The sequence below is a fragment of the Bordetella ansorpii genome, from assembly GCF_900078705.1.
Lineage (GTDB): Bacteria > Pseudomonadota > Gammaproteobacteria > Burkholderiales > Burkholderiaceae_B > Bordetella > Bordetella ansorpii_A.
This window is the reverse complement of record NZ_FKIF01000009.1, coordinates 191,663-217,759: the sequence shown is the minus strand read 5'-3', so window position 1 is coordinate 217,759 and position 26,097 is coordinate 191,663. Positions and strand designations below refer to the sequence as shown.

Annotated in this window: 21 protein-coding genes; 19 read left to right on the top strand and 2 right to left on the bottom strand. The window is 67.0% G+C overall.

Annotated features, from left to right (window positions below):
* Window positions 1-39: 39 nt before the first annotated feature.
* From nuoE to adhP, 19 genes are all read left to right on the top strand, one after another.
* Window positions 40-528, top strand: a complete 489-nt coding sequence (nuoE, locus tag A6745_RS23730) for an NADH-quinone oxidoreductase subunit NuoE (RefSeq protein WP_066132764.1) — start codon at window positions 40-42, stop codon at window positions 526-528.
* A complete protein-coding gene (gene nuoF / locus A6745_RS23725; RefSeq protein ID WP_066132761.1) occupies window positions 525-1,892 on the top strand; it encodes an NADH-quinone oxidoreductase subunit NuoF in 1,368 nt (455 codons plus the stop codon). The genes nuoE and nuoF overlap by 4 nt, the downstream gene beginning before the upstream one ends.
* 15 nt (window positions 1,893-1,907) lie before the next feature.
* The gene (nuoG, locus tag A6745_RS23720) at window positions 1,908-4,235 is read left to right on the top strand and encodes an NADH-quinone oxidoreductase subunit NuoG (protein WP_066132758.1); all 2,328 of its coding nucleotides are present in this window, start codon (window positions 1,908-1,910) and stop codon (window positions 4,233-4,235) included.
* On the top strand, window positions 4,235-5,308 hold the full coding sequence (gene nuoH / locus A6745_RS23715; RefSeq protein WP_066132755.1) for an NADH-quinone oxidoreductase subunit NuoH: 1,074 nt from the start codon (window positions 4,235-4,237) through the stop codon (window positions 5,306-5,308). The genes nuoG and nuoH overlap by 1 nt, the downstream gene beginning before the upstream one ends.
* A gap of 22 nt (window positions 5,309-5,330) precedes the next feature.
* Window positions 5,331-5,819, top strand: coding sequence for an NADH-quinone oxidoreductase subunit NuoI (gene nuoI / locus A6745_RS23710; RefSeq protein ID WP_066132752.1), 489 nt, complete (start codon window positions 5,331-5,333; stop codon window positions 5,817-5,819).
* A gap of 18 nt (window positions 5,820-5,837) precedes the next feature.
* Window positions 5,838-6,497: an NADH-quinone oxidoreductase subunit J gene (locus A6745_RS23705; protein WP_066132749.1), complete on the top strand. Its 660-nt coding sequence runs from the start codon at window positions 5,838-5,840 to the stop codon at window positions 6,495-6,497.
* Window positions 6,494-6,802: an NADH-quinone oxidoreductase subunit NuoK gene (nuoK, locus tag A6745_RS23700; protein WP_066132746.1), complete on the top strand. Its 309-nt coding sequence runs from the start codon at window positions 6,494-6,496 to the stop codon at window positions 6,800-6,802. The genes A6745_RS23705 and nuoK overlap by 4 nt, the downstream gene beginning before the upstream one ends.
* 17 nt (window positions 6,803-6,819) lie before the next feature.
* On the top strand, window positions 6,820-8,895 hold the full coding sequence (nuoL, locus tag A6745_RS23695) for an NADH-quinone oxidoreductase subunit L (RefSeq protein ID WP_066132742.1): 2,076 nt from the start codon (window positions 6,820-6,822) through the stop codon (window positions 8,893-8,895).
* Window positions 8,892-10,394, top strand: a complete 1,503-nt coding sequence (locus tag A6745_RS23690) for an NADH-quinone oxidoreductase subunit M (RefSeq protein WP_066132737.1) — start codon at window positions 8,892-8,894, stop codon at window positions 10,392-10,394. The genes nuoL and A6745_RS23690 overlap by 4 nt, the downstream gene beginning before the upstream one ends.
* 10 nt (window positions 10,395-10,404) lie before the next feature.
* On the top strand, window positions 10,405-11,889 hold the full coding sequence (nuoN, locus tag A6745_RS23685) for an NADH-quinone oxidoreductase subunit NuoN (protein WP_066132734.1): 1,485 nt from the start codon (window positions 10,405-10,407) through the stop codon (window positions 11,887-11,889).
* 13 nt (window positions 11,890-11,902) lie between these two features.
* Window positions 11,903-12,232: a DUF2818 family protein gene (locus A6745_RS23680; protein ID WP_066132731.1), complete on the top strand. Its 330-nt coding sequence runs from the start codon at window positions 11,903-11,905 to the stop codon at window positions 12,230-12,232.
* Between the two features lie 214 nt (window positions 12,233-12,446).
* Window positions 12,447-13,076 (top strand): GntR family transcriptional regulator, encoded by a 630-nt coding sequence (locus tag A6745_RS23675; protein ID WP_082853255.1) that lies wholly within the window; start codon window positions 12,447-12,449, stop codon window positions 13,074-13,076.
* 55 nt (window positions 13,077-13,131) lie between these two features.
* Window positions 13,132-14,112 carry a tripartite tricarboxylate transporter substrate binding protein gene (locus A6745_RS23670; RefSeq protein ID WP_231886081.1) on the top strand — a complete coding sequence of 327 codons (981 nt, stop codon included), beginning with the start codon at window positions 13,132-13,134 and terminating at the stop codon, window positions 14,110-14,112.
* Between the two features lie 26 nt (window positions 14,113-14,138).
* Window positions 14,139-15,149 (top strand): Bug family tripartite tricarboxylate transporter substrate binding protein, encoded by a 1,011-nt coding sequence (locus A6745_RS23665; RefSeq protein WP_066132725.1) that lies wholly within the window; start codon window positions 14,139-14,141, stop codon window positions 15,147-15,149.
* 40 nt (window positions 15,150-15,189) lie between these two features.
* Window positions 15,190-16,251, top strand: coding sequence for an isocitrate/isopropylmalate dehydrogenase family protein (locus A6745_RS23660; protein WP_066132723.1), 1,062 nt, complete (start codon window positions 15,190-15,192; stop codon window positions 16,249-16,251).
* Window positions 16,251-17,207 (top strand): amidohydrolase family protein, encoded by a 957-nt coding sequence (locus tag A6745_RS23655; RefSeq protein ID WP_231886080.1) that lies wholly within the window; start codon window positions 16,251-16,253, stop codon window positions 17,205-17,207. The genes A6745_RS23660 and A6745_RS23655 overlap by 1 nt, the downstream gene beginning before the upstream one ends.
* Window positions 17,208-17,351: 144 nt before the next feature.
* On the top strand, window positions 17,352-19,928 hold the full coding sequence (locus A6745_RS23650) for a penicillin acylase family protein (RefSeq protein WP_082853254.1): 2,577 nt from the start codon (window positions 17,352-17,354) through the stop codon (window positions 19,926-19,928).
* 165 nt (window positions 19,929-20,093) lie between these two features.
* On the top strand, window positions 20,094-20,318 hold the full coding sequence (locus A6745_RS29125) for a hypothetical protein (protein ID WP_197488222.1): 225 nt from the start codon (window positions 20,094-20,096) through the stop codon (window positions 20,316-20,318).
* The gene (gene adhP, locus A6745_RS23645) at window positions 20,284-21,312 is read left to right on the top strand and encodes an alcohol dehydrogenase AdhP (protein ID WP_066133186.1); all 1,029 of its coding nucleotides are present in this window, start codon (window positions 20,284-20,286) and stop codon (window positions 21,310-21,312) included. Before A6745_RS29125 ends, adhP begins: the two co-directional genes overlap by 35 nt.
* A 60-nt stretch (window positions 21,313-21,372) precedes the next feature.
* Here adhP and serB read toward each other — a convergent pair whose 3' ends face one another.
* Window positions 21,373-22,233, bottom strand: coding sequence for a phosphoserine phosphatase SerB (gene serB / locus A6745_RS23640; protein ID WP_066132713.1), 861 nt, complete (start codon window positions 22,231-22,233; stop codon window positions 21,373-21,375).
* Window positions 22,234-22,626: 393 nt separating this feature from the next.
* Window positions 22,627-26,088, bottom strand: a complete 3,462-nt coding sequence (mfd, locus tag A6745_RS23635) for a transcription-repair coupling factor (protein WP_066132710.1) — start codon at window positions 26,086-26,088, stop codon at window positions 22,627-22,629.
* Window positions 26,089-26,097 lie beyond the last annotated feature (9 nt).

Here is a 26,097-nt window from a genome sequence, read left to right as displayed (position 1 = left end):
GCCAGTACAGAGCGCCCGCATAAGAACCGGATTCCCATCATGCTGCTTTCCGAACAGGCCTACCAGAAGATCGATCGAGAACTCGCGAAGTTCCCGGCCGACCAGCGGCAGTCGGCCATCATGGCCTCGCTTGCCATCGCGCAAGAAGAAAAGGGCTGGCTGCCCACCGAAGTGATCGAAGACGTCGCGAACTACATCGGCGTGCCGCCGATCGCCGTGCAGGAAGTCGCCACGTTCTACAACATGTTCGACGTCGCCCCCGTGGGCCGCCACAAGATCGCCGTCTGCACCAACTTGCCCTGTGCCTTGCGCGACGGCGAGCGTGCTGGCGACTACCTCAAGCGCAAGCTGGGCGTCGAATACCGTGAAACCACGGCCGACGGCAAGTTCACGCTGATCGAGGGCGAGTGCATGGGCGCTTGCGGCGATTCGCCGGTCGTGATCGTCAACAACAAGCATATGTGCGTGCGTATGGACGAGCAGAAGCTTGACGCGCTGATCGATACCCTGAAGGGAGAATCGGCATGAACGCGCCTGATCTCTACAAGAACCTGGCCCAGGGCCTGGTGGCCGATCCGGCCAACGATCCGGCCACCTCGATGTGCTTCCATGGCCGCCACATCCAGCCGCAGATCCTCGACGGCGTCGACGGCGCCAACTGGCGCCTCGAAGAGTACGTCAAGCGCGGCGGCTACGAGGCCCTGCGCAAGATCCTGACCACCGGCATGAAGCCGGAAGACGTGATCGCCGAAGTCAAGGCGTCGGGCCTGCGTGGCCGTGGCGGCGCGGGCTTCCCTACCGGCCTGAAGTGGAGCTTCATGCCGCGCGCCTTCCCGGGCCAGAAGTACCTGGTCTGCAACTCGGACGAAGGCGAACCGGGCACGTTCAAGGATCGCGACATCCTGCGCTTCAACCCGCACATCGTCATCGAAGGCATGGCCATCGCCGCCTTCGCGATGGGCATCAGCGTGGGCTACAACTACATCCACGGCGAAATCTTCGAAGTCTACGAACGCTTCGAGGAAGCCCTGGAAGAGGCGCGCGCCGCGGGCTTCCTGGGCGACAAGCTGTTCGGCTCCGATTTCAGCTTCCAGCTGCACGCGTTCCACGGTTATGGCGCGTACATCTGCGGCGAGGAAACCGCGCTGCTGGAATCGCTGGAAGGCAAGAAGGGCCAGCCGCGCTTCAAGCCGCCGTTCCCGGCCAGCTTCGGCCTGTACGGCAAGCCCACCACGATCAACAACACCGAGACCTTCGCGGCGGTGCCCTGGATCATCCGCAACAGCGGCCAGGCCTACCTCGAAGTCGGCAAGCCGAACAACGGCGGCACCAAGATCTTCTCGATCACGGGTGACGTCGAGCGTCCCGGCAATTACGAAATCCCGATGGGCACGCCGTTCTCCACGCTGCTGGAGCTGGCGGGGGGCATGCGCGGCGGCAGGAAGCTGAAGGCCGTCATTCCCGGCGGCTCCAGCGCCCCGGTGCTGCCGGCCGACCTCATGATGGCCTGCACCATGGACTATGACTCCATCGCCAAGGCCGGCTCGATGCTGGGCTCGGGCGCCGTCATCGTCATGGACGAAACGCGCTGCATGGTGAAGTCGCTGCTGCGCCTGTCGTACTTCTATTTCGAAGAAAGCTGCGGCCAGTGCACGCCGTGCCGTGAAGGCACCGGTTGGCTCTACCGCATGGTGCACCGTATCGAGAACGGCCAGGGTCGCCCCGAAGACCTCGACCTGCTCGACAACGTTGCGCAGAACATCATGGGCCGCACGATTTGCGCCCTGGGCGATGCCGCCGCCATGCCGGTGCGCGGTTTCATCAAGCATTTTCGCGACGAATTCGCGCACCACATCGAGCAGAAGTCGTGTGTGGTCCCGAAATATCTGTAAGCGTCAGGAACAGCAATGGTTGAACTAACCGTCGACGGCAACAAGGTCGAAGTCCCCGAGGGCAGCATGGTGATGCATGCGGCCCAGAAGATCGGGCTCTACGTGCCGCATTTCTGCTACCACAAGAAGCTTTCCATCGCGGCCAACTGCCGCATGTGCCTGGTCGAAGTCGAGAAGGCGCCCAAGACCCTGCCGGCTTGCGCCACGCCCGTGACCAACGGCATGGTGGTGCACACCTGCTCCGAGAAGGCCCGTGCCGCGCAAAAGTCGGTCATGGAATTCCTGCTGATCAATCACCCGCTGGATTGCCCGATCTGTGATCAGGGCGGCGAGTGCCAGCTGCAGGATCTCGCCGTCGGCTACGGTGGCTCCTCTTCCCGCTACCAGGAAGAGAAGCGCGTGGTGTTCCACAAGGACCTGGGCCCGCTGGTGTCTGCCGAGGAGATGTCGCGCTGCATCCACTGCACCCGCTGTGTGCGCTTCGGCCAGGAAATCGCCGGCGTCATGGAACTGGGCATGCTGGGCCGCGGCGAGCACTCCGAGATCACCACCTTCGTGGGCCGCACGATCGAGTCCGAGCTGTCGGGCAACATGATCGACATCTGCCCGGTCGGCGCGCTGACCTCCAAGCCGTTCCGCTACAGCGCCCGTACCTGGGAGCTGGCGCGCCGCCGCTCGGTCAGCCCGCACGACAGCGTGGGCGCCAACCTGGTCGTCCAGGTCAAGGGCGACCGCGTGCTGCGCGTGGTGCCGTTCGAGAACGAAGCCGTCAACGAGTGCTGGATCAGCGACCGCGACCGCTTCTCGTACGAGGGCCTGAACAGCGAAGACCGCCTGGCCGCCCCGATGATCAAGGGCGCCGATGGCAAATGGCAGGAAGCATCCTGGTCGGACGCCCTGCAGGCCGTGGCCCAGGGCCTGTCGCGCGTGCGTGACAGCTTCGGCGCCGGCCAGATCGGCGCGCTGGCGTCCGAGTACGCCACCACCGAAGAATATGCGTTGCTGGGCCGCCTAGTGCGCGCCCTGGGTTCCGAGAACATCGACTTCCGCCTGCGCCAGACCGACCCGGCCTTCGACGCCGCCCTGTCGGGCGCGCCGTGGCTGGGCATGCCGATCGCCGAGATCGACAACCTGGACCGCGTGCTGGTCGTCGGCTCGTTCCTGCGCAAGGATCATCCCCTGATCGCCCAGCGCCTGCGCCAGGCCGCCAAGCGCGGCACGCAGATCTCGCTGATCGACGGTTCCGCCGACAACCAGCTGCTGCCCGTCACCGCCCGCGTCACCGTGGCGCCGTCCGAGATGGCCGCCGCGCTGGCCGAAGTGATCGTCGCCCTGGCGCAGGCCAAGGACCAGCCGGTCGCCGCCGAGTTCGCCTCGGTCGTGCCGGGCGAGAACGCCAAGCTCATCGCCGCCAGCCTCGCGTCCGGCGCCAACACCGCCGTGCTGCTGGGCAACCTGGCCGTTTCGTCGCCCGTGGCCGCCACGCTGGCCGCCAACGGCAACGCGCTGGCCGCGCTGGCCGGCGGCAAGTTCGGCTTCCTGACCGCCGGCGGCAACACGGTCGGCGGCTACCTCGCCGGCGCCGTGCCGGGGCAGGGCGGCAAGACCGCCACCGCCATGCTGGCCGAGCCGCTGAAGGCCTACGTCGTGCTGCACGCCGAACCCCTGCTGGATGCCGACAACGGTCCGCAGGCGCTGGCCGCGCTGCGCGGCGCGCAATTCGCCGTGGCGCTCACGCCTTACCGTTCCTCGGCGCAGGACTGGGCCGACGTCATGCTGCCCGTCTCGCCCTTCACCGAAACCTCGGGCACCTACGTCAACGCACAGGGCGCCGCCCAAAGCTTCAAGGGCACGGTCGCGCCGTTCGGCCAGACCCGTCCGGGCTGGAAGGTGCTGCGCGTGTTGGGCAACGTGCTGCAACTGCCGGGCTTCGACGACGAAACCTCCGAATCGGTGCGCGACACCGTGCTGGCCGGTGGCTTCGAGAACCGCCTGTCCAACGCCGTCAAGGCCGCACCCGGCCTGGGCAGGCGCCTGGCCGGCCTCGAGCGCCTGGCCGACGTGCCGATCTATCGTTCCGACGCCATCGTGCGCCGTTCCGAACCGCTGCAGGCCGCGCCGGCCTCGCGCGCGCCGGGCGCCCGCATGAACGGCCAGACCCTGGCGCAACTGGGCCTGACGGCCGGCGTCAAGGTGCGCGTGTCCACCCCGGCCGGCGCGGTCGAGCTGGAAACGGTGCAGGACGATGCCGTGGCCGACCGCGCGGTGCGCATCGCCGCGGCCTGGGAACAGACCGCCGCCCTGGGCGGCGCCTTCGGTGAAATCAGCGTGGAGCGTGCCTGATGAATTGGCTCAACGTAATCGAAAGCCAGGGCGTGGCGCTGCTGGGCGCGACGCCGTGGCTGGTGATCTGGACCATCATCAAGATCGTCGTGATCGCGGTGCCCATCATCCTGTGCGTGGCGTACCTCACGTACTGGGAACGCAAGATGATCGGCTGGATGCACGTGCGCCTGGGACCGACCCGCGTCGGTTTCAAGGGCCTGCTTCAGCCGTTCGCCGACGTGTTCAAGCTGCTCACCAAGGAAGTGGTGGTTCCGTCCGAGGCCAACAAGGTGCTGTTCGTCGTGGCGCCCGTCGTCACGCTGATGCCGGCCCTGGCCGCCTGGGCGGTGGTGCCGTTCGGCCCCGAAGTGGTGCTGGCCAACGTCAATGCCGGCCTGCTGTACGTCATGGCCATCACGTCGATCGGCGTGTACGGCGTGATCGTGGCCGGTTGGGCGTCGAACTCCAAGTACGCCTTCCTGGGCGCGCTGCGCGCCTCGGCGCAGATGGTGTCGTACGAACTGGCCATCGGCTTCGTGCTGGTCACGGTGCTGCTGGTGTCGGGCAGCCTCAACATGAGCGAGATCGTGCAGGGGCAGGGCCGCGGATGGTTCGCCGACCACGGCATCACCTTCATGTCCTGGAACTGGCTGCCGCTGTTGCCGCTGTTCGTGATCTACGTGATCTCGGCCGTCGCCGAAACCAACCGCCACCCGTTCGACGTGGTGGAAGGCGAATCGGAAATCGTGGCCGGCCACATGGTCGAGTACTCGGGCATGGCCTTCGCGCTGTTCTTCCTGGGCGAATACGCCAACATGATCCTGCTGTCCTGCATGGCGTCGATCATGTTCCTGGGCGGCTGGATGTCCCCGATCGACATCGCGCCGCTGACGTGGATCCCGGGTTGGATCTGGCTGGGCATCAAGACCTTCTTCGTGGTGTCTCTGTTCGTGTGGTTCCGCGCGTCGTTCCCGCGCTACCGCTACGACCAGATCATGCGGCTGGGTTGGAAGATCTTCATCCCGCTGACCGGCGTGTGGCTGGTCGTCGTGGCGGTCTGGATGCAGACGCCCTGGAACATTTGGCGCTGAGGCGCCGGGTCGAGGCTGGATTATGGAAGCGATCAAAGACTTTTTCGGCAGCCTGCTGCTGTCCGAGCTCCTGAAGGGCATGCGCCTGACGGGCAAGTATTTCTTCAAGCGCAAGATCACCTTGCGCTATCCGATGGAAAAGACGCCGACCTCGCCGCGGTTCCGTGGCCTGCACGCCCTGCGCCGCTACCCCAACGGGGAAGAGCGTTGCATCGCCTGCAAGCTGTGCGAAGCGGTGTGCCCGGCGCTGGCCATCACCATCGAGTCGGACGTGCGCGATGACGGCACCCGCCGCACCACGCGCTACGACATCGATCTGACCAAGTGCATTTTCTGCGGCTTCTGCGAGGAAAGCTGTCCCGTGGACTCGATCGTGGAAACCCATATCCACGAGTACCACGGTGAAAAGCGCGGCGACCTGTACTTCACCAAGGACATGCTGCTGGCCGTCGGTGACCGCTACGAATCCGAAATCGCCCAGCGCCGCGCCGAAGACGCGCCTTACCGTTGATCGCCAGGGCCTGATTCCATGACTTTCACTTCTGTCCTGTTCTACATCCTGGCCGCAGTCCTGGTGATCGCCGCGTTCCGCGTCATCACCGCCCGCAGCCCGGTCACCGCCGTGATGCACCTGATCCTGGCCTTCGCCAATGCCGCGATGATCTGGATGCTGCTGGGCGCCGAGTTCCTGGCGCTGCTGCTGGTGCTGGTCTACGTAGGCGCCGTGATGGTGCTGTTCCTGTTCGTGGTGATGATGCTCGACATCCGTGTCGACCACCTGCGCCGGGGCCTGAAGACGTATCTGCCCATGGGCCTGATCGTCGGCGGCATCATGGTGCTGGAAATGGCCTTCGTGCTGGGCACCACCTGGCACGGCGCCGGTCCGCAGGCCGCCACCGCCCCGGATTACAACAACGCCCGCGCGCTGGGCGAGATCATGTACACGCAATATGTGTACGCGGTCGAGGTCGGCGCCGCGTTGCTGCTGGTGGGCATGATCGCCGCGATCGCGCTGACCCTGCGCGGCCGCCGCGACGTCAAGTACAACGATCCCGCCGCCGCGGTCCGAGTGCGCGCCAAGGACCGCTTCCGCATGGTGAAGATGCAGCCCCAGCGCGAACGCGCTGCCGAGGCCACTGCCGCAGCCGACGCTGCTGCCGCCGGCGCTGCACAAGGAGATAAGCAATGACGTTGACGCTGGCCCACTTCCTGATCCTGGGGGCGATCCTGTTCGCCATCGGCATCTTCGGCATCTTCCTGAACCGCCGCAACCTGATCATCCTGCTGATGTCCGTCGAGCTGATGCTGCTGGCCGTCAACATGAACTTCGTGGCGTTCTCCACGTGGTCCGGCGACGCCGCCGGCCAGGTGTTCGTGTTCTTCATCCTGACCGTGGCGGCCGCCGAGGCCGCCATCGGCCTGGCGATCCTGGTGCTGCTGTTCCGCAACCTGAGCACGATCAACGTCGAAGACCTCGATCGCCTGAAGGGCTGATGGGATAACGGAAGAAAATGTCTACCACTGCCTCCCCCAATCTCTACCTGCTGATCGCGCTGGCCCCCCTGGCCGGCGCCATCCTCGCGGGCCTGTTCGGCACCGGCTTCCTGGGTCGGGTTGGCCAACCCCTTATCGGCCGCCGCGGCGCACACATCATCACCATCCTGGGCGTGCTCATCTCGGCCATCGGTTCGGTGGTCGTGCTGGGCGACGTGCTCAACGGCCTGCGCTTCGACGGCAACGTCTACACCTGGAGCCTGATCGGCAAGACGTCGCTGTCCATCGGCTTCCTGATCGATCCGCTGTCGGCCATGATGATGGTCGTGGTCACGTCCGTGTCGCTGATGGTGCACATCTACACCATTGGCTACATGGCCGACGATCCCGGCTACCAGCGTTTCTTCGCGTACATCTCGCTGTTCACGTTCTCGATGCTGATGCTGGTCATGTCCAACAACATGGTCCAGCTGTTCTTCGGCTGGGAAGCGGTCGGCCTGGTGTCCTACCTGCTGATCGGCTTCTGGTACACGCGTCCGACGGCGATCTTCGCCAACATGAAGGCGTTCCTGATCAACCGCGTGGGCGACTTCGGCTTCGTGCTGGGCATCGGCCTGCTGTTCGCGGCGGTCGGCTCCATGCACTACGGCGATGTGTTCGGCCAGGCCACGCGCCTGGCGGGCGAAACGATGCCGGGCACCGACTGGAACCTGGTCACCGTCGCCTGCATCTGCCTGTTCATCGGCGCCATGGGCAAGTCGGCCCAGGTTCCGCTGCACGCCTGGCTGCCCGACTCGATGGAAGGCCCCACGCCGATCTCGGCGCTGATCCACGCCGCCACCATGGTGACGGCCGGCATCTTCATGGTGGCCCGCTTCTCGCCGCTGTTCGAACTGTCGGACACCGCGCTGTCGTTCGTCATCGTGATCGGCGCCATCGGCGCGCTGTTCCTGGGCATCCTGGGCATCATCCAGAACGACATCAAGCGCGTGGTCGCGTACTCCACGCTGTCGCAGCTGGGCTACATGACCGTCGCGCTGGGCGCCTCGGCCTATTCGGTGGCGATCTTCCACCTGATGACCCACGCCTTCTTCAAGGCGCTGCTGTTCCTGGGCGCGGGTTCGGTCATCATGGGCATGCACCACGACCAGGACATCCGCAACATGGGCGGCCTGCGCAAGTACATGCCCATCACCTGGATCACCTTCCTGCTGGGCACGCTGGCGCTGGTCGGCACCCCGTTCTTCTCGGGCTTCTACTCGAAGGAACACATCATCGAAGCGGCGGGCGCGGCCGACGTGTGGGGCGCGGGCTTCGCCTACTACGCCACGCTGATCGGCGTGTTCGTCACCTCGCTGTATTCGTTCCGCCTGTATTTCCTGGTCTTCCACGGCAAGGAGCGCTTCCCGACCGACGGCCACGGCCACGGCCATGACGCGCACGGCCACGACGACCATGCCCACGGCCACGACGCGCACGGCCATGACGACCACGGCCATGGCCATCACGGCGGCAAGCCGCACGAGTCGCCCTGGGTGGTCACGCTGCCGCTGCTGCTGCTGGCGATCCCGTCGGTCATCATCGGCGCCTGGGTGGTCGATCCGATGCTGTTCGGCAAGTTCTTCGACGGCGTCATCACCGTGCTGCCGCAGCATCCCGCGATGCACGAACTGCACGAAGAGTGGCACGGCTGGGTGGCCTTCGGCACGCACGCCTTCGTCACCGTGCCGTTCTGGCTGGTGGTGGCGGGCGCCGTGGTGGCGTGGTACTGCTACCTGATCAACCCGAAGGTGCCGGCCAAGGTCCACGCCAGCCTGTCGGGCGTGATCCGCATCCTCGAGAACAAGTACTTCATCGACTGGATCAACGAGCAGGTCATCGCCCGTGGCGCGCGCTGCCTGGGCCGCGGCCTGTGGCAGACCGGCGATCGCGGCCTGATCGACGGCGTGCTGGTCAACGGCAGCGCCAAGCTGGTCGGCTGGGTGGCCGCCGTCAGCCGCCACCTGCAATCCGGCTTCATCTATCACTACGCGTTCGCGATGATCATCGGCATCATGGCGCTGGTGACTTTCTTTGTGCTGATTCCCCAATGATGGCAAGCGACATGGCATCCAACAACTTTCCCTGGCTTACGCTTGCGATCTTCGTTCCGATCGTATTCGGTCTGCTGGTGCTGGCGCTGGGTCGCGACGAGAATCCTGGTCTGGCGCGCAAGCTGTCGCTGCTTGGCGCCGTGATCGGATTCCTGGTCACCATCCCGCTGTACACCGGTTTCGACACCACCACCCCGGCGATGCAGTTCGTCGAGATGGCTCCCTGGATCTCGACGTTCAACGTCAACTACCACCTGGGCGTGGACGGCATCTCGCTGTGGTTCGTGCTGCTGACCGCCTTCATCACCATCATCGTGGTGGTGGCGGGCTGGGAGGTCATCACGAACCGCGTGGCCCAGTACATGGCCGCGTTCCTGATCCTGTCGGGCCTGATGATCGGCGTGTTCGCCGCGCTGGACGGCCTGCTGTTCTACGTGTTCTTCGAAGCCACGCTGATCCCGATGTACATCATCGTGGGGGTGTGGGGCGGACCCAACCGAGTCTACGCGGCGTTCAAGTTCTTCCTGTACACGCTGATGGGTTCGCTGCTGACCCTGATTGCGTTCATCTACCTGTGGCATGCCTCGGGGGGCTCGTTCGACATCCTGACGTGGCAACAGACCAAGCTGGGCTACACGCCGCAGGTGCTGATCTTCGTGGCGCTGCTGGCGGCATTCGCGGTGAAGGTGCCGATGTGGCCGGTGCACACCTGGCTGCCGGACGCCCACGTCGAGGCGCCCACCGGCGGGTCGGTGGTGCTGGCCGCGATCATGCTGAAGCTGGGCGCCTATGGCTTCCTGCGCTTCTCGCTGCCGATCGCGCCTGACGCCTCGCACAGCCTGGCCGGCCTGATGATCACGCTGTCGCTGATCGCGGTGATCTACATCGGCCTGGTGGCGATCGTCCAGGAAGACATGAAGAAGCTGGTGGCGTATTCGTCCGTGGCGCACATGGGCTTCGTCACCCTGGGCTTCTTCATCTTCAATACGGCCGGCATCGAGGGCGCCATCGTCCAGATGGTCTCGCACGGTTTCGTGTCGGGCGCCATGTTCCTGTGCATCGGCGTGCTGTACGACCGCATGCACTCGCGCCGCATCGCCGACTACGGCGGCGTGGTGAACGTGATGCCGCGCTTCGTCACCTTCTTCGTGCTGTTCTCGATGGCCAACAGCGGCCTGCCGGCCACCAGCGGTTTCGTCGGCGAGTTCATGGTCATCATGGGCGCGGTCGAGCACAACTTCTGGATCGGCCTGCTGGCCGCCACCGCGCTGATCCTGGGCGCGTCGTACTCGCTGTGGATGGTCAAGCGCGTGGCCTTTGGCGACATCGCCAACGACCACGTGCGCGAGCTGACCGACATCAACACCCGCGAGTTCCTGCTTCTCGGCGTCATGGCGATCGCCGTGTTGTACATGGGCATCTATCCCAAGCCCTTCACCGACGTCATGCACGTGTCGGTGGAGGCCCTGCTGCAACACGTGTCCGTCTCGAAACTGTAAGACCTAGACAATGATGCAATCCCACATCGATTTCGCCTTGGCGCTGCCCGAGATCCTGCTGCTGGTCATGGGGCTGGCGATCCTGATCGCCGACGTCTTCAGCAAGCATCCCGAGCGCAAGACCACCTTCGTCCTGACGCTGCTGTCCCTGGGCGTCCTGACCGTGGTGTCGCTGGTCCAGTGGAACAACGGCGTCGCGGGCAAGACCTTCAATGGCCTGTACGTCACCGACGCCCTGTCGCACCTGCTGAAGATCGCCTCGTACCTCGCGGTGGCGGTCACCCTGGTCTATGGCCGGCTGTACGCCCAGGCGCGCGACATGATGCGCGGCGGCGAACTGTACGTGCTGACGCTGTTTGCCCTGCTGGGCCAGATGGTGATGATCTCGTCCGGCAACCTGCTGTCGATCTACCTGGGCCTGGAACTGATGTCGCTGGCCCTGTACGCGCTGATCGCGCTGCGCCGCGACGACGCCACGGCCACCGAGGCCGCCATGAAGTACTTCGTGCTGGGCGCGCTGGCTTCGGGCTTCCTGCTGTACGGCATGTCCATGGTGTACGGCGCCACCGGCCACCTGGACCTGGCCGAGGTCGCCGCCACCATCCAGATGGGCCGCGCCGCGCAGATGCCGCTGGTGTTCGGCATCGTGTTCCTGGTCGCCGGCCTGGCGTTCAAGCTGGGCGCCGCGCCGTTCCACATGTGGGTGCCCGACGTCTACCAGGGTTCGCCCACGGCGGTCACGCTGATCCTGGGCGGCGCGCCCAAGCTGGCGGCCTTCGCCATCACGCTGCGCCTGCTGGTCGACGGCATGCACGGCCTGGCGGCCGACTGGCAGCCCATGCTGGCGATCCTGGCGGTGCTGTCGCTGGCCATCGGCAACCTGACGGCCATCATGCAGACGAACTTCAAGCGCATGCTGGCCTACTCGACGATCTCGCACATGGGCTTCGTGCTGCTGGGCCTGATGTCGGGCGTGGTCGAAGGCAGCCCGGGCGCCGCGGCCGGCGCCTACGGCGCCTCGCTGTTCTACATGCTGACGTATGTGCTGACCACGCTGGCCAGCTTCGGCATCATCCTGCTGATGTCGCGCCAGGGCTTCGAGTGCGAACAGATCGACGACCTGAAGGGCCTGAACCAGCGCAGCCCGTGGCGCGCCTTCATCGTGCTGCTGCTGATGTTCTCGCTGGCGGGCATCCCCCCGCTGGTGGGCTTCCACGCCAAGCTGGCCGTGCTGCAGGCGCTGGTGCAGGCCGGTCACGTCACGCTGGCCGTGGTCGCCGTGATCTTCTCGCTGATCGGCGCCTTCTACTACCTGCGTGTCGTGAAGGTCGTCTACTTCGACGAACCGGCTGCCGAAGCCGCTGCCGTGACGGCCTCGGGCGCGCATCGCGGCCTGATGTCGGTCAACGGCCTGCTGATCCTGGTGCTGGGCATCCTGCCCGGCGGCCTGCTGGCGCTGTGCGTGCAGGCCATCCAGTCGTCGCTGCTGCAGTAGCAAGGGCAGGCGCGTGAATCAGACGCTCGCTGTCTGGCTGTTGATTGCGCTGGCCCTGGTCAGCGCCAATCTGCCGTTCCTGACCGAGCGCGTGTTCGCCGTGCTGCCCTGGAAGCAGGGTGGGGCGGTCGCCGTCAAGCCGTTCTGGCTGCGCCTGCTCGAAGTCCTGGTGTCCTACCTGATCGTGGGCGTCCTGGGTTTCGCGTTCGAGAGCGCGCTGGGCAACCGCTTCGGGCAGACCTGGGAGTTCTACGCCATCACGCTGTGCCTGTATCTGGTGTTGGCGTACCCCGGGTTCGTGTACCGGTATCTTTTCAACCGCAAGCGCCCTGCGGTCGCCTGAACGCAGGATGGACTGATGCCCTGAACGGGGCAGGCTCAACGGCTACTGGCTGGCGTCAGTAGCCGTTTGCTTTTGCCTGGGCGAGTCGCATTGGCCTGCGCGAACCCGGGGGGCTGCAAGCGATTTTTCCTCGACACTTGTGCCTCTTTTTTTTGTATGCAAAAATATACTTAAATACACAACAGCGTTCCAAACGCCCGCGGAGACTGCTTCCATGCCTATCCTGCACGCCAATTCGCAGGCCTTCGTCGCCTATAACGAGATCAAGCGACGCATCCTGGGCGGCGATTTCGCGCCGGGCGCGCGGCTGCGGGAAGTGGAGGTGGCCGAACTGCTCACCCTGGGGCGCACGCCCGTGCGCGAGGCGCTCAAGCGCATCCAGGACGAGGGCCTGCTGCGGCAGGAGCCCGGCCGGGGCCTGGTCGTGGCCGAGATGGACCAGCAGGAAGTGGGCGAGCTGTACGCCATGCGCGAATCGCTGGAATCCACCGCCGCCTCGCTGGCCGCGCATCACGCCACCGAGGCCGAGATCCTCAACATGGAAGCCATCCTGATGGAAGGGGGCGATGATCCCGTCGCACAGAACCTGCGCTTTCACGAGGCCATCTACAGCGCCGCGCACAACCGCTATCTGATGCGCCTGCTGCGCACCCTGACCGACACCACTTATCTGCTGGGCCGCAGCACGCTGGCCTCGCCCGTGCGCGCCGAGGCCGCCCTGCGCGAGCATTCGGCCATCGTCGCCGCCATCCGCAGGCGGGACCCCGAGGGGGCCGCGAAAGCCGCGCGGCATCACATCCATCAGGCATTGATGGAGAGGCTGAAGATGCTGCGACAAGGCTAGGGGTGAACAAAGGCCCCGATCTAAAAAATTCACAAAGCCGTCGAGGAGACAACGAATGACCATGCTGAACATCGCGCGCAGGGGCCTGCTGGCTGCCGCCGCCACGGCCGCGCTGGCACTGCCCGCGCTGGGCTGGGCCCAGTATCCGGATAAGCCCGTCAAGCTGATCGTGCCGTTCGCGGCCGGCGGCGGTACGGACAGCATCGCGCGCGACATGGCGCGAACGCTCAGCGAACGCCTGAAGCAGCCCGTGGTGGTCGAGAACCGCGGCGGTGGCGGCGGCTCGATCGGCGCGGGCATGGTGGCGCACGCGGATCCCGACGGCTACACGCTGCTGTTCGCCACGTCCACCTTCGTGACCAACGCGGCGGCCGAAGTCACCACGCAGTACGACGTGGAGAAATCCTTCGCGCCCATCGCGCTGATCGGACGCGGCCCGCTGCTGGTGGTGACCAACAAGGACCTGGGCGCCAACAGCGTGGACGAACTGCGCAAGCTGGCCGCCAGCAGGCCGGGCGAGATCAATTTCTGCTCGGCGGGCGCCGGCAGCATCAACCACCTGTCCGGCGAGCTTTTCAAGCAGAAGGCCAAGGTCGACATGACCCACGTGCCGTACAAGGGCAGCGGTCCCGCCACGGTGGACCTGCTGGCGGGCCGCGTGCAGGTGTTCTTCGCCACGGTGCCGACCATCCTGGGCCAGGTGAAGGACAAGCGCGTGAAACTGCTGGCCGTGACCAGCAAGGCGCGTTCGCGCCTGTTCCCCGATACGCCGACCATGGCCGAGGCGGGCGTGCCCGGTTTCGACATCAGCACGTGGTGGGGCGTGCTGGCGCCGGCCGGCACGCCGCAGGCCGTCATCGACACGCTCAACACCGCCGTGAACGCCGCGGCGGGCGATGAACTGGTGCGCCGCCGGCTGACGGAAGAGGGCGCCGACCTGTACGCGGGTAAGCCCGCCGATTTCGCCCGCACGCTGTCCAGCGAAATGACGCTGTGGCGTGGCGTGGTCAAGCAGTCGGGTTTCAGCCTGAACTGACACGAAGAACCTACGGAGACGACAGCATGCAAGCATCCCCTTATCCCGATACCGCCCGCCGCCGCCTGCTGCTGGGCGCGGGCGCCGCCGCCGCCGCCGGTACGCTGTTCAGCGGCCTGGCCCGTGCCGAAGACGCCTATCCTTCCCGCGCCGTCACCGTCACGGTGCCTTATGCGCCGGGCGGCCAGGGCGACGTGTTCGCCCGCATCCTGGGCGAACGCCTGGGCAGCAGGCTGAAGCAGACTTTCGTGGTCGAGAACCGGCCGGGCGCCTCGGGCTCGCTGGGTTCCCGCCTGGTGGTGCGCGCCACGCCGGACGGTTATCACCTGTTGATGGGGCAGACCGGCGAGATGGTGGTCAATGCCTTCGTGATGCCCAATCTGGGCTATGACCCGCAGAAGGATTTCATGCCGGTGGCGCTGGTGGGCGATTCGCCGCTGGTGCTGGCGGTGCCGGCCGCCTCTCCCTTCGCCGGTATCGAGGCGCTGATCGAGGCGGCCCGCGCCAAGCCGGACGCCATCAGCTATGCCTCGTCGGGCACGGCCACGCCGGGCCACCTGGCGGCCGCCGCCATGGGGCTGGCGACCAAGACGCGCATGGTGCATGTGCCGTACAAGGGCGCGGGCCAGGCCATGGCCGACCTGCTGGGGTCGCACGTGGATTGCTTCTTTTCCAGCGCGTCGGCCGCCATGCCGCACATCAGCGCGGGCAAGCTGCGCGTGCTGGCGGTGTCCACGCCGCAGCGCGTGCCTGCGTTGCGCGACGTGCCCACGGTGGCCGAGAGCGTGGCGCCGGGCTTCACATTCAGCCTGTGGGGCGGTTTCTTCGCGCCGGCGCGCACGCCGCAGCCGGTGGTGGACCTGCTGAACCGCGAGATCAACGCCATCCTGGCGGACCAGGCGGTCCGCCAGCGTTTCGAGGCCGACGGCACGACGGTGCGGCAGAATAGTCCCGCCGAATTCGCTGCCTTCGTGCGCGCCGAAGCCGAGAAGTACCGGCAATTGGTCAAGGCGACCGGCGTGCGTGCCGAAGGCTGACCCTTTCACTCACTGTCTTTTCATCATTGAAGGTGCTTCCATGAAAATCGTAGTCCTGCCGGGTGACGGCATCGGCCCTGAAACCGTGGCCGTGGCGGTCGATGCACTGCAGGCCGTGTCCGGCCGCTTCAATCTGGGCCTGCGGCTGGAGCACGATGTGGCCGGCCACGACAGCCTGAAGAGGCATGGCGCGACGGTGACGCCGGCGCTGCTGGAAAAGGTGAAGGCCGCCGACGGGCTGCTGCTGGGTCCGATGTCCACCTACGACTTCAAGGACGAGGCGAAAGGCGAGATCAACCCGTCCAAATACTTTCGCAAGAGCCTGGACCTGTACGCCAACATCCGCCCGGCCCGTACCTATCCGGGCATGCGGGCGCGCCTGGGCGAGTTCGACCTGGTGGTGGTGCGCGAGAACACCGAAGGCTTCTATGCCGACCGCAACATCGAGTCGGGCGGCAGCGAGATGCTGATCACGCCCGACGTGGTGGTGTCGCTGCGCCGCATCACGCGCCAGTGCTGCGAGCGCATCGCGCGCTCGGCCTTCGAGCTGGCCATGACGCGCAAGAAGCACGTGACCATCGTGCACAAGGCCAACGTGCTGAAGATCGGCGACGGCATGTTCATCGACATGTGCCACCAGGTCGGCAAGGAGTTTCCGGACGTGCGCGTGGACGACGTGATCGTCGACGCCATGATGGCGCACGTGGTGCGCGCGCCGGACCGTTACGACGTGATCGTCACCACCAACATGTTCGGCGACATCCTGTCCGACCTGACCGCCGAGCTGTCGGGCAGCCTGGGCCTGGGCGGCTCGCTGAACGCCGGCCGCGACCACGCGATGGGCCAGGCCGCGCACGGGTCGGCCCCGGACATCGCGGGCCTGGACATCGCCAACCCGATCTCGCAGCTGCTGTCGGCGGCCATGCTGCTGAACTGGTACGGCCAGCGCCGCGGCCAGCGGAACTTCATGGACGCCTCCGCGGCCATGGAGCGTGCGATCGCCTCGGCCATCGAGTCGGGCGAATGCACGCGTGACGTGGGCGGTTCGCTGGGCACCCGTGCCGCGGGCGAGGCTTATCTGCGCCACCTGCAGGCGGCCTGATGATGGCGGGCGGCACCGGGGAAGGTCTCCGCAACACGGGGCACGGCATTGCGCTGACGGGTTCGGCGCGCGGGCTCGCGCCGCGCGAATCGGCGTTGCCCGCCGGGGCGTGCGACTGCCACGTGCATATCGTGGGTCCGCGGGCGGACTATCCCATGGCGGCGGACCGGCATTACACGCCGGGACCCGCCAGCCTGCCTGCATTGCAGCGGCACATGGCCGACGCCGGCCTGGATCGTGTGGTGATCGTGCAACCCAGCGTGTACGGCACGGACAACCGCTGCATGCTGGACAGCCTCGCTCGCATGGCGGGCGCGGGGCGAGGCATCGCGGTGGTCGATGAAGGTATCGGCGACGACGGGTTGCGAGCCCTGCATGCGGGTTGGGTGCGGGGCCTGCGCGTGAACCTGGAAAGCGTGGGCCGCAGCGATCCGGCGGCGATCCAGCGCAGCCTGGCTGCCTGGGCCGAACGCCTGGCGCCGCTGGGCTGGCACCTGCAGATCTACGCCTCGCTGGACGCCATCGCGGCGGCCGCGCCGGCCTTGCAGGGCCTGCCCGTGCCGGTGGTGCTGGATCATTTCGCGATGATTCCGGCCGATCTCCCGCATGCGGATGCGCGTGTGCAGGCCGTCTTCCGACTGGTGCGCGAGGGCGCGGCGTACGTGAAGCTGTCGGCGTCCTATCGCATCGAATCGGCGCAGGGGTTGACCGAAGGCACGCGTGCGCTGGCGCAGGCCTATGCGGACTGCAATCCGGATCGCGTGCTGTGGGCCAGCGACTGGCCGCACACCAATCGCGAGCCTGGCAAGGGGCCGTTGGAGGTCAGCGCGTATCGCGAGATCGGGCGCGGGCGGCTTCTGCGCGAATTGCACGCCTGGTTTTCCGATCAGGATGGGCTGCGGCGCGCACTGGTGGACAACCCGTCACGGCTTTATGGGTTTGGGGACGGCGCGTAGCGCACGCCAGACAAGGCACGGTGCGCGGCGCCGTCGTCCGGCCTGCTCCGCGTGTGAGAGGCCTTTGGCGGACGCGGCTCGGCCAACGTCCCGTGGTAACGTAGCCGGACCTTCATTACCGGCCGCGCGCAGCCCTCCTTTCCCATGACCAGCACGCCGACCCAGACCAGGCGCCCTCGTGGACGACGCTTCGTCCGATTCAGTGCATGGTCGTTGGCGGGCTTGCTGATCCTGGCCTTGCTGGCCGCGCTGGCGGGCTGGACGTTCATGCGGGCCAGCCTGCCCCAGCTGGATGGGCGGCAGGCCGCGCCTGGCTTGCGGGCCTCGGCCGCCATCGTGCGCGATGCCGACGGCAACGCCACCATCACCGCCGCCCATCGCGACGATGCGGCCTATGCCACGGGTTTCGCCCACGGGCAGGACCGTTTTTTCCAGATGGACATGATGCGCCGCCTGGCGGCCGGCGAGCTGGCCGCGCTCGTAGGACCCAGCGTGCTGCCGCTGGACCGGCGCAACCGCCTGCATCGTTTCCGCGAGCGGGCCGCCGCCGCGTATGGCGTGCTCGACGACACCGACCAGCACCTGCTGCGGCGCTACGCCGATGGCGTGAACGATGCGCTGGCCGCCGCGCGCGCCCGGCCGGTGGAGTACCTGGTGCTGGGCGCCGCGCCCAAGCCCTGGGAGCCGGAAGATTCGCTGCTGGCCATCGACGCCATGTACCTGAACCTGCAGGGCATGCAGATGCTTCGCCTGCTTTCCCGCGGCGCGTTGCGCGAACAGGTGCCCGCCGATCTGCTGGCCTTCCTGACGCCCCGCGCCAGCCATTGGGATGCCACGCTGGACGACGTCGAACCCAACGCCATGATCGTGCTGCCGCCCACGCGCCCCGATTGGCTGGACCCGGGGCCCGGCGACCTCCCGGCCGTTCCGCGCGCCGGGATCGGGAGCGCGGTTCCCCTGGAGGCGTTCATCGCCTCGTCGTCGGGACAGCCCTCGGCCCGCGATGAACTGATTGCCGGCCTGCTGGCCAGTGCCGGGCTGGACCCGGCCAGCGCCACCGGCTGGCGGCAGGATGCGCCCGCCGCGGTGGTAGGCAGCAGCGGCTTCGCCGTCGATGGCAGGCATGGCGCGCAGGGGCTCGCCCGCGTGGGCAACGACATGCACCTGGGCCTGACCCTGCCGAACATCTGGTATCGCCTGACCCTGGAGTTTCCGGATCGGGACGCGCCGGGCCGGCAGCGCCGCGTGTCCGGTGTCAGCCTGCCGGGTACGCCCGCGGTGGTGGCGGGCAGCAACGGCGACGTGGCCTGGGGATTCACCAACAGCTACGGCCAGTTCATGGACCTGGTCGCCGTGGAACGCGATCCCAGCCAGCCCAGGCGCTATCTTGGCCCCGCCAGCGAATGGGAAACCGCGCGCGAGTACACCGAGACCATCGCCGTCAAGGGACAGCCCGACGTGACGCAGACGGTATACGAAACGCGCTGGGGCCCGATCCTGGAGGCCGACGGACGGGCGTACGCCGTGCGTTGGGTCGCGTACCAGGCGGGGGCCACCGACCTGGGATTGTTGGGCCTGGAAGAGGCCCGCGACGTGCCGCGGGCCTTGCGGATCGCGCAAGGCTCGGGTGTGCCGACCCAGAATATCCTGGTGGCCGGGCGCGACGGCCGCATCGGCTGGACGCTGGCCGGGCCGCTGCCCTTGGCCGTGCTCGATCCCAATGGGTTTCCGGTGTCGGCAAGCCAGGTGGATGCGCCCGCCGGCCGCCTGGCGCCGCAGGCTTATCCTGCCATCATCGATCCGCCCGGCGGACGTCTCTGGTCGGGCAACAGCACGCAGTTGGGCGACCCGGCGCGGCAACGCCTGATCGGCGACGGCGGCGCCGACGTGGGGGCGCGCGCCACGCAGATCCGCGACAACCTGCGCGCGCTGCCCGAGGCGGACAATGCCGCGCTGCTGGCGGTGCAACTGGACGACCGGGCGCGCTGGATCGCGCCATGGAGCAAGCTGGTGCTGGATACGCTGGACGAGGACGCCGTGCGCGACCATCCCCAGCGCGCGGCCTACCGCCGCCTGGTGGCCGAGTGGAATGGCCGGGCCGACATCGATGCCGTCGGCTACACCCTGCTGCGTGGCCTGCATGACGCCTTCCAGGAAGCCTGGTTCGGCCGCCTGGACAAGCGCCTGGCCGACAGCGCGCCCAGCCTGTCGCCATCGCCTTCGGTGGCTCGCGCTTCCTCGCGCCTGGAGGCAGTGATGGAAGTGCTGATGCGCGAGCGGGCCTGGATACCGTCCCGCCATGCGGACTGGCGCGATTTCGTGCTGGACCGCATCGATACCGTGATCGCGGCGAACACGGCCAACGGTGCCCGCCTGGAGAATGCCTATTGGGGCAAGCGCAATCGCCTGGCGATGGGGCATCCGTTCGCGCGCCTGCTGCCCGCATCGGTGCGCGGCTGGCTGTCCGCGCCGACCGATGCGATGCCGGGAGACGTGAACAACATGCCGCGTATCCAGCATCCGTCGTTTGGCGCGTCGGAACGGTTCGTCGTGGCGCCGGGACACGAGAACGAGGGCATTCTGCACATGCCGGGCGGCGCGTCGGGGCACTTGTTGTCGCCGTTTTTCCTGGCAGGGCATCAGGCCTGGGTGGAAGGCCGTCCTACGCCGTTCTTGCCCGGGCCGGCGGCGCATCGGCTGGAGCTGGTGCCCGCGCCGTAGTTCTCCGCGCCGCAGTTGCCGGCGCCATGCCCTCGTCCGCGGCCGTGCTGCGCGGGTCGTCGCGATCTTTGATCTGCATCAACAGGCCTGGCGATCAGGGCCTGCACGGGAGCCCCACAGGGACTATCGTTGATTCGCCCGTTCCTCGCCCGGCGGGTGGACCGCATGAGCATCGGTATAGCGGTATTGGAGCGCCGCGTGGCGCGCCTGGCGCATGCGGGCGTGGATGTCGCGTGGGTGTTTCTGGTCAGCGGCGATGCGGCCATGCCACCGGGTGTCCATGTCGATCGATGGCGGAATGGTCCACGGCTGAACCGTGCCGTGGCGACGCAATTCGTGGATAAGGATGAATACCATGCAAAGAACGATGAAAGCCGCGGTCGTGCGTGAGTTCGGCCAGCCCCTGGTGCTGGAGGAAGTCGAGGTGCCGCGCCCCGGGCCAGGCGATTTGCTCGTCAAGATAGAGGCGTGCGGCGTGTGCCATACCGACCTGCATGCAGCCGAGGGCGATTGGCCGGTCAAGCCCAAGCCGCCGTTCATTCCCGGCCATGAAGGCGTGGGCCATGTGGTCGCGGTGGGCGCGGGGGTCCGCCATGTCAAGGAAGGCGACCGGGTCGGCATTCCGTGGCTGTATTCCGCGTGCGGCCATTGCGAGCATTGCCTGGGAGGCTGGGAAACGCTGTGCGAATCGCAGCAGAACTCGGGGTACTCGGTCAACGGGGGCTTCGCCGAATATGCGCTGGCGGATGCCGCTTATGTCGGTCATTTGCCCAAAGGCGTCGGATTCACCGAGATCGCGCCGGTGCTATGCGCTGGCGTGACGGTGTACAAGGGCTTGAAGGTGACCGACACGCGCCCTGGCAACTGGGTCGTGATCTCAGGCGTCGGGGGCTTGGGCCATATGGCGGTGCAATATGCCAGGGCCATGGGCCTGAACGTGGCGGCGGTGGACGTGGATGACGCCAAGCTGGATCTGGCCCGGCGGCTGGGCGCCACCGTGACCGTCAATGCCAGGACCACCGATCCGGTCGCGTACCTGAAGAAGGAGATCGGCGGCGCGCATGGCGCGCTGGTGACGGCGGTTTCTCCCAAGGCGTTCGAGCAGGCGGTGGGCATGGTGCGGCGCGGCGGCACCGTATCGCTCAATGGCCTGCCGCCAGGCCAGTTTCCGCTGGACATCTTCGGCATGGTCCTCAATGGCGTGACGGTCCGCGGCTCGATCGTGGGCACCCGCCTGGACTTGCAGGAGTCGCTGGAGTTCGCCGAAATGGGCAAGGTCAAGGCGACCGTCTCCACCGACAAACTCGAGAACATCAACGATGTTTTCGAACGCATGCGCAACGGCCGGATCGAAGGCCGAGTCGTGTTGGACATGGCCGGCTGATTGACGGTCGGTCGCCGCTTCGGCGGCGCATCGGCCATCCGCGTCGCCGAACTGGTTCGATCAGGCCTCGAACCAGTTCAACACACCATCCAGGCCGCATACATTCAGCGCGTACGGCGCCTGGCGGCGCACGATGGGTTTGGCGTGATACGCCACGGCATAACCCGCCAGCGCCAACATCTTCAGATCATTGGCGCCATCGCCCATCGCGATGATCTGCTCTTGCGACGCACCCTGCTGCGCGGCAAAGGCTCGCAGGTACGTCGCCTTCGCATCGGCATCCAGGATGTCGCCGAGCACGCGGCCCGTCAGCAGCCCGTCCTCGCCGATCTCCAGCGTATTGGCGTGGGCGCTGTCGAGCTGCAGGCGCTCCTTCAGCCGGTCCGTGAAGAACGTGAACCCGCCCGACACCAGCAGCGTCTTGATGCCTGCATCGCGCGCCGAGCCCAGCAGCCGCTCGGCGCCCGGATTCAGCCGCAGCTTGTCCTGGTAGACGCGCTCCAGCGCTTGCGCCGACACGCCTTCCAGCAACGCGACGCGGCGGCGCAGGCTTTCCGGGAAATCCTTGATCTCGCCGCGCATCGCCGCCTCGGTGATCCGCGCGACCTGCTCGCCCCGTCCGGCCCAGGCGGCGATCTCATCGATGCACTCGATATTGATCAGCGTCGAATCCATGTCCATGGCCAGCACGCGGCAATCGGACAGGCGGCGGCCGGCCGGCACGAACGCGGCATCCACGCCGTGCGACTCGCTCCAGTCACGCACTTCTTCACGCGTCTGTGCATCGGCCTGCACGTCCAACAGCCGCGCCGCCGTCGTGGAAATGCGCGCCACGCCTTGCGCCTGGGCCAGCGCGGCCAGTTGCTCGGCGTGCTCGACGGCGAGGGCGGGGGATTGAATGACGAGATGGATCTGGCTCATTGTCTTGTCGGACTGCGGTTCGTTTGGAAAAAAGTGATAAGGCGGTTGAGCGATGCCGCTCGGAGGCGTCCTGCCGGGGTGTCGGCAGGACTCACGTCAATGGCATGCGGACGGCCTCATCATCGTTCGGCATGAGAGACATGCTTTTCAATGGCGCCGCGGCTTGTCTCATCAGAGCCTCTGCGTGGTTTGCCGGGCCGTGCCGGCCAATTGGAGGAGGGGCAGTCCCGCGTAGCGGGACCGAGGGCGCCTGATGGCGCGCCCGAGCCCGACGACTTGGCTGGCGCGGCCCGGCAAACCACGCAGAGGCGTCTAAAGAACTCAAAATCCACAACGCCCCAAAACCCGCCGCAAGATTAACAGCCACCGGCACCCGGCTGGACACAGGAAAATCTACCGCAACGCCCGCAGTATCCCGCGAACCGCATCCACCCGTTCCTTGACCTGGACCGCCTTGATCTCCGCCCGCAGGCGATCCTGCCCCGAGAACCGGATGTGCTTGTGCTTCTGCACCAGTTCCACCATGCGCACCGGTTCCACCGTCGTCTTCGGCCCGAACTGCATCAGGGCCTGCGATTCGCTGACGTCGATCTTGACGATGCCCAGCGGCTGCGCCGCCAGCCGCAGGCGATGCGTCGCCAGCAGCGTCTGCGCGGCCTCGGGCAGCTTGCCGAAACGGTCGATCAGTTCTTCCTGGATCTGGATCAGGTCGTCCTCGTCCTGGGCATGCGACAGGCGCTTGTAGATCGCCAGCCGCCCGTGCACGTCCGCGCAATAGTCGTTGGGCAACAGCGCCGGCGCGTGCAGATTCACCTCGCAGGCCAGGTTGAAGGGGGCATCCAGGTCGGGCTCTTCGCCGTTCTTCAGCGCGCGCACCGCCTCGTTCAGCATCTCGTTGTACATCGAGAAGCCCACCTCCTGGATGTTGCCGGACTGCGAGTCGCCCAGGATCTCGCCCGTGCCGCGGATCTCCAGGTCGTGCATCGCCAGGTAAAAGCCCGAGCCCAGTTCTTCCATCGCCTGGATGGCTTCCAGGCGCTTCTTGGCGTTGGCCGTGATGGCGTCCTCGCCCGGCGTCAGCAGATAGGCATAGGCCTGGTGATGCGAGCGGCCGACGCGGCCCCGCAACTGGTGCAACTGGGCCAGGCCGAAGCGGTCGGCGCGGTGGATGACGATGGTGTTGGCCGAGGGCACGTCGATGCCGGTCTCGATGATGGTCGTGCACAGCAGTACGTTGAAGCGCTGCTGGTAGAACCCCTTCATCACCTGTTCCAGCTCGCGCTCGGGCATCTGGCCGTGCGCCACGCCCACGCGCGCCTCGGGCACCAGCTCTTCGAGGCGGGCGCGGCGGTTGTGGATGGTCTCGACTTCGTTGTGCAGGAAATACGCCTGGCCGCCGCGCTTCAATTCGCGCAGCAGGGCTTCGCGGATGGTGCTGCCGTCCTCGCGCCGCACGAAGGTCTTGATCGCCAGGCGCTTCTGCGGCGCGGTGGCGATGACGGAGAAGTCGCGGATGCCTTCGAGCGACATGCCCAGTGTGCGCGGAATGGGGGTGGCGGTCAGCGTCAGCACGTCGACCTCGGCGCGCAGCGACTTCAATGCCTCTTTCTGGCGCACGCCGAAACGGTGTTCCTCGTCGATGATGACCAGGCCCAGGCGCTTGAACTGCACGTCCTTGGACAGGATCTTGTGCGTGCCGATGACGATGTCGACGCGGCCGTCGTTGATGCCCTCGATGGCCGTGGCCACTTCCTTGGCCGAGCGGAAGCGCGACAGTTCCACCACGCGCACCGGCCAGTCGGCGAAGCGGTCGGCGAAGGTCTGCGCGTGCTGTTCGGCCAGCAGCGTGGTGGGGCACAGCAGGGCGACCTGCTTGCCGTTGGCGATGGCCAGGAAGGCGGCGCGCAGCGCCACCTCGGTCTTGCCGAAGCCCACGTCGCCGCACACCAGGCGGTCCATGGGCCGGCCCGAGGTCATGTCCATGATGACGGCCTGGATGGCGGCCGACTGGTCGGGCGTTTCCTCGAAGCCGAAGCCTTCGGCGAAGGCCTCGTAGTCGCCCAGCGGCAGCTTGAACGAGAAACCCTCGCGCGCGGCGCGCTGCGCGTACAGCGCCAGCAGTTCGGCCGCGGTGTCGCGCACCTGCCTGGCCGCCTTGCGGCGCGCCTTGTCCCATTGGCCCGAGCCCAACTGGTGCAGCGGCGCGGCTTCGGGATCGGCGCCGCTGTAGCGGGCGATCACGTGCAATTGCGAGACCGGCACGTACAGCGTGCTGCCGTTGGCGTACTCGAGATGCAGGAACTCCATCTCGCCTTCGCCCATGTCCATGTTGACCAGGCCGTGATAGCGGCCGATGCCGTGCTGGGCATGCACCACCGGGTCGCCCGCGCGCAGCTCGGCCAGGTCGCGCACCATGGCTTCGACGTTGCTGGTGCGCTCCTGCGCACGGCGGCCGCGGCGCGAGGCGGTATGGCCGGGATAGAGGTCGTTCTCGGTCAGGAAGGCCAGGCCGGCGCCGGGGATGAGAAAGCCCGCTGACAGCGGCGCCACCGCCAGGCCGAAACGGGCATCGGCGTCCAGGAAGGCCTGCACCGAATCGGTCTGCACTGCCGGGGCGATGCCGTGCTCGGCCAGCATCTGCGCCAGCGTCTCGCGGCGGCCGGCCGAGTCGGCGCACAGCAGCACGCGCAGGTCGGCGCGCGCCAGCAGGGCGCGCAGCCGCATCACCGGGTCGTCGGCCCGGCGCGAGATGCTGACATCCGGCGCGGCGGCGAAATCGGGATGGCTGCGTTCGCCGCCCAGCACCAGGCGCGGGAAATCGCGGAAATGCCCGAACAGGCCTTCCTTGTCCAGGAACAGCGCCTCGGGCGGCAGCACGGGCCGCTCGCGGTCGCTCTTCAGGAAGCTGTAGCGGCTGGCCGTGTCCTGGCCGAAGCGCGTGACGGCGTCGTCGATATCGCCCAGCGTGACCGTGATGGTGCCCGGGGCCAGGTAGTCGAACAGCGTGGCCGTCTGGTCGAAGAACAGCGGCAGGTAGTACTCGACCCCGGCGAAGGCGATGCCGTTGCCGATGTCGCGATACGGCATGGCGCGCGAGGGATCGCCCTCGAACACTTCGCGAAAGCGCGCGCGGAAGCGGTTGCGCGATTCCTCGTCCATCGGGAATTCGCGGCCCGGCAGCAGTTGCACGTCGCGCACCGGGTACAGGCTGCGCTGGGTGTCCACGTCGAAGCTGCGGATGGATTCGATCTCGTTGTCGAACAGGTCCAGCCGGTAGGGCAGCACCGACCCCATCGGGAACAGGTCGATCAGGCCGCCGCGCAGGCAGAATTCGCCGGGCGCGGTGACCTGCGTGACGTGGGTGTAATTGGCCAGCGTGAGCTGCGCGCGCAGGGCGGCCTCGTCCAGCGTGTCCTTCTGGCGGAACGAGAACGTGTAGGCCGCCAGGAAGGCCGGCGGCGCCACGCGGTACAGCGCGGTGGTCACCGGCACCGTCAGCACGTCGACTTCCCGCTGCATCAGCGCATGCAGCGTGTGCAGGCGTTGCGAGATCAGGTCCTGGTGCGGCGAGAACGCGTCGTACGGCAGGGTTTCCCAGTCGGGCAACTGGCGCACGCGCAACTGCGGGGCGTACAGCGGGATCTCCTCGGCCAGGCGCTGGGCCTCGAGGGGATCCGCGGTGAAGACCACCAGCGGCCGGCCGGCCTGCCTGGCCAGGTCGGCCAGCAGCCAGCCATCGGCCGAGCCGGGCGGCCGCGGTTGCGCGTACCGGGCGCCGGGTTTGAGGGCGAGAAGCGTGGCGGCGGTGGCGGGCAAGCCCTGGTGCGCCGCGGAGGAGGATGAGGAATCGGACATCAGGTCGAA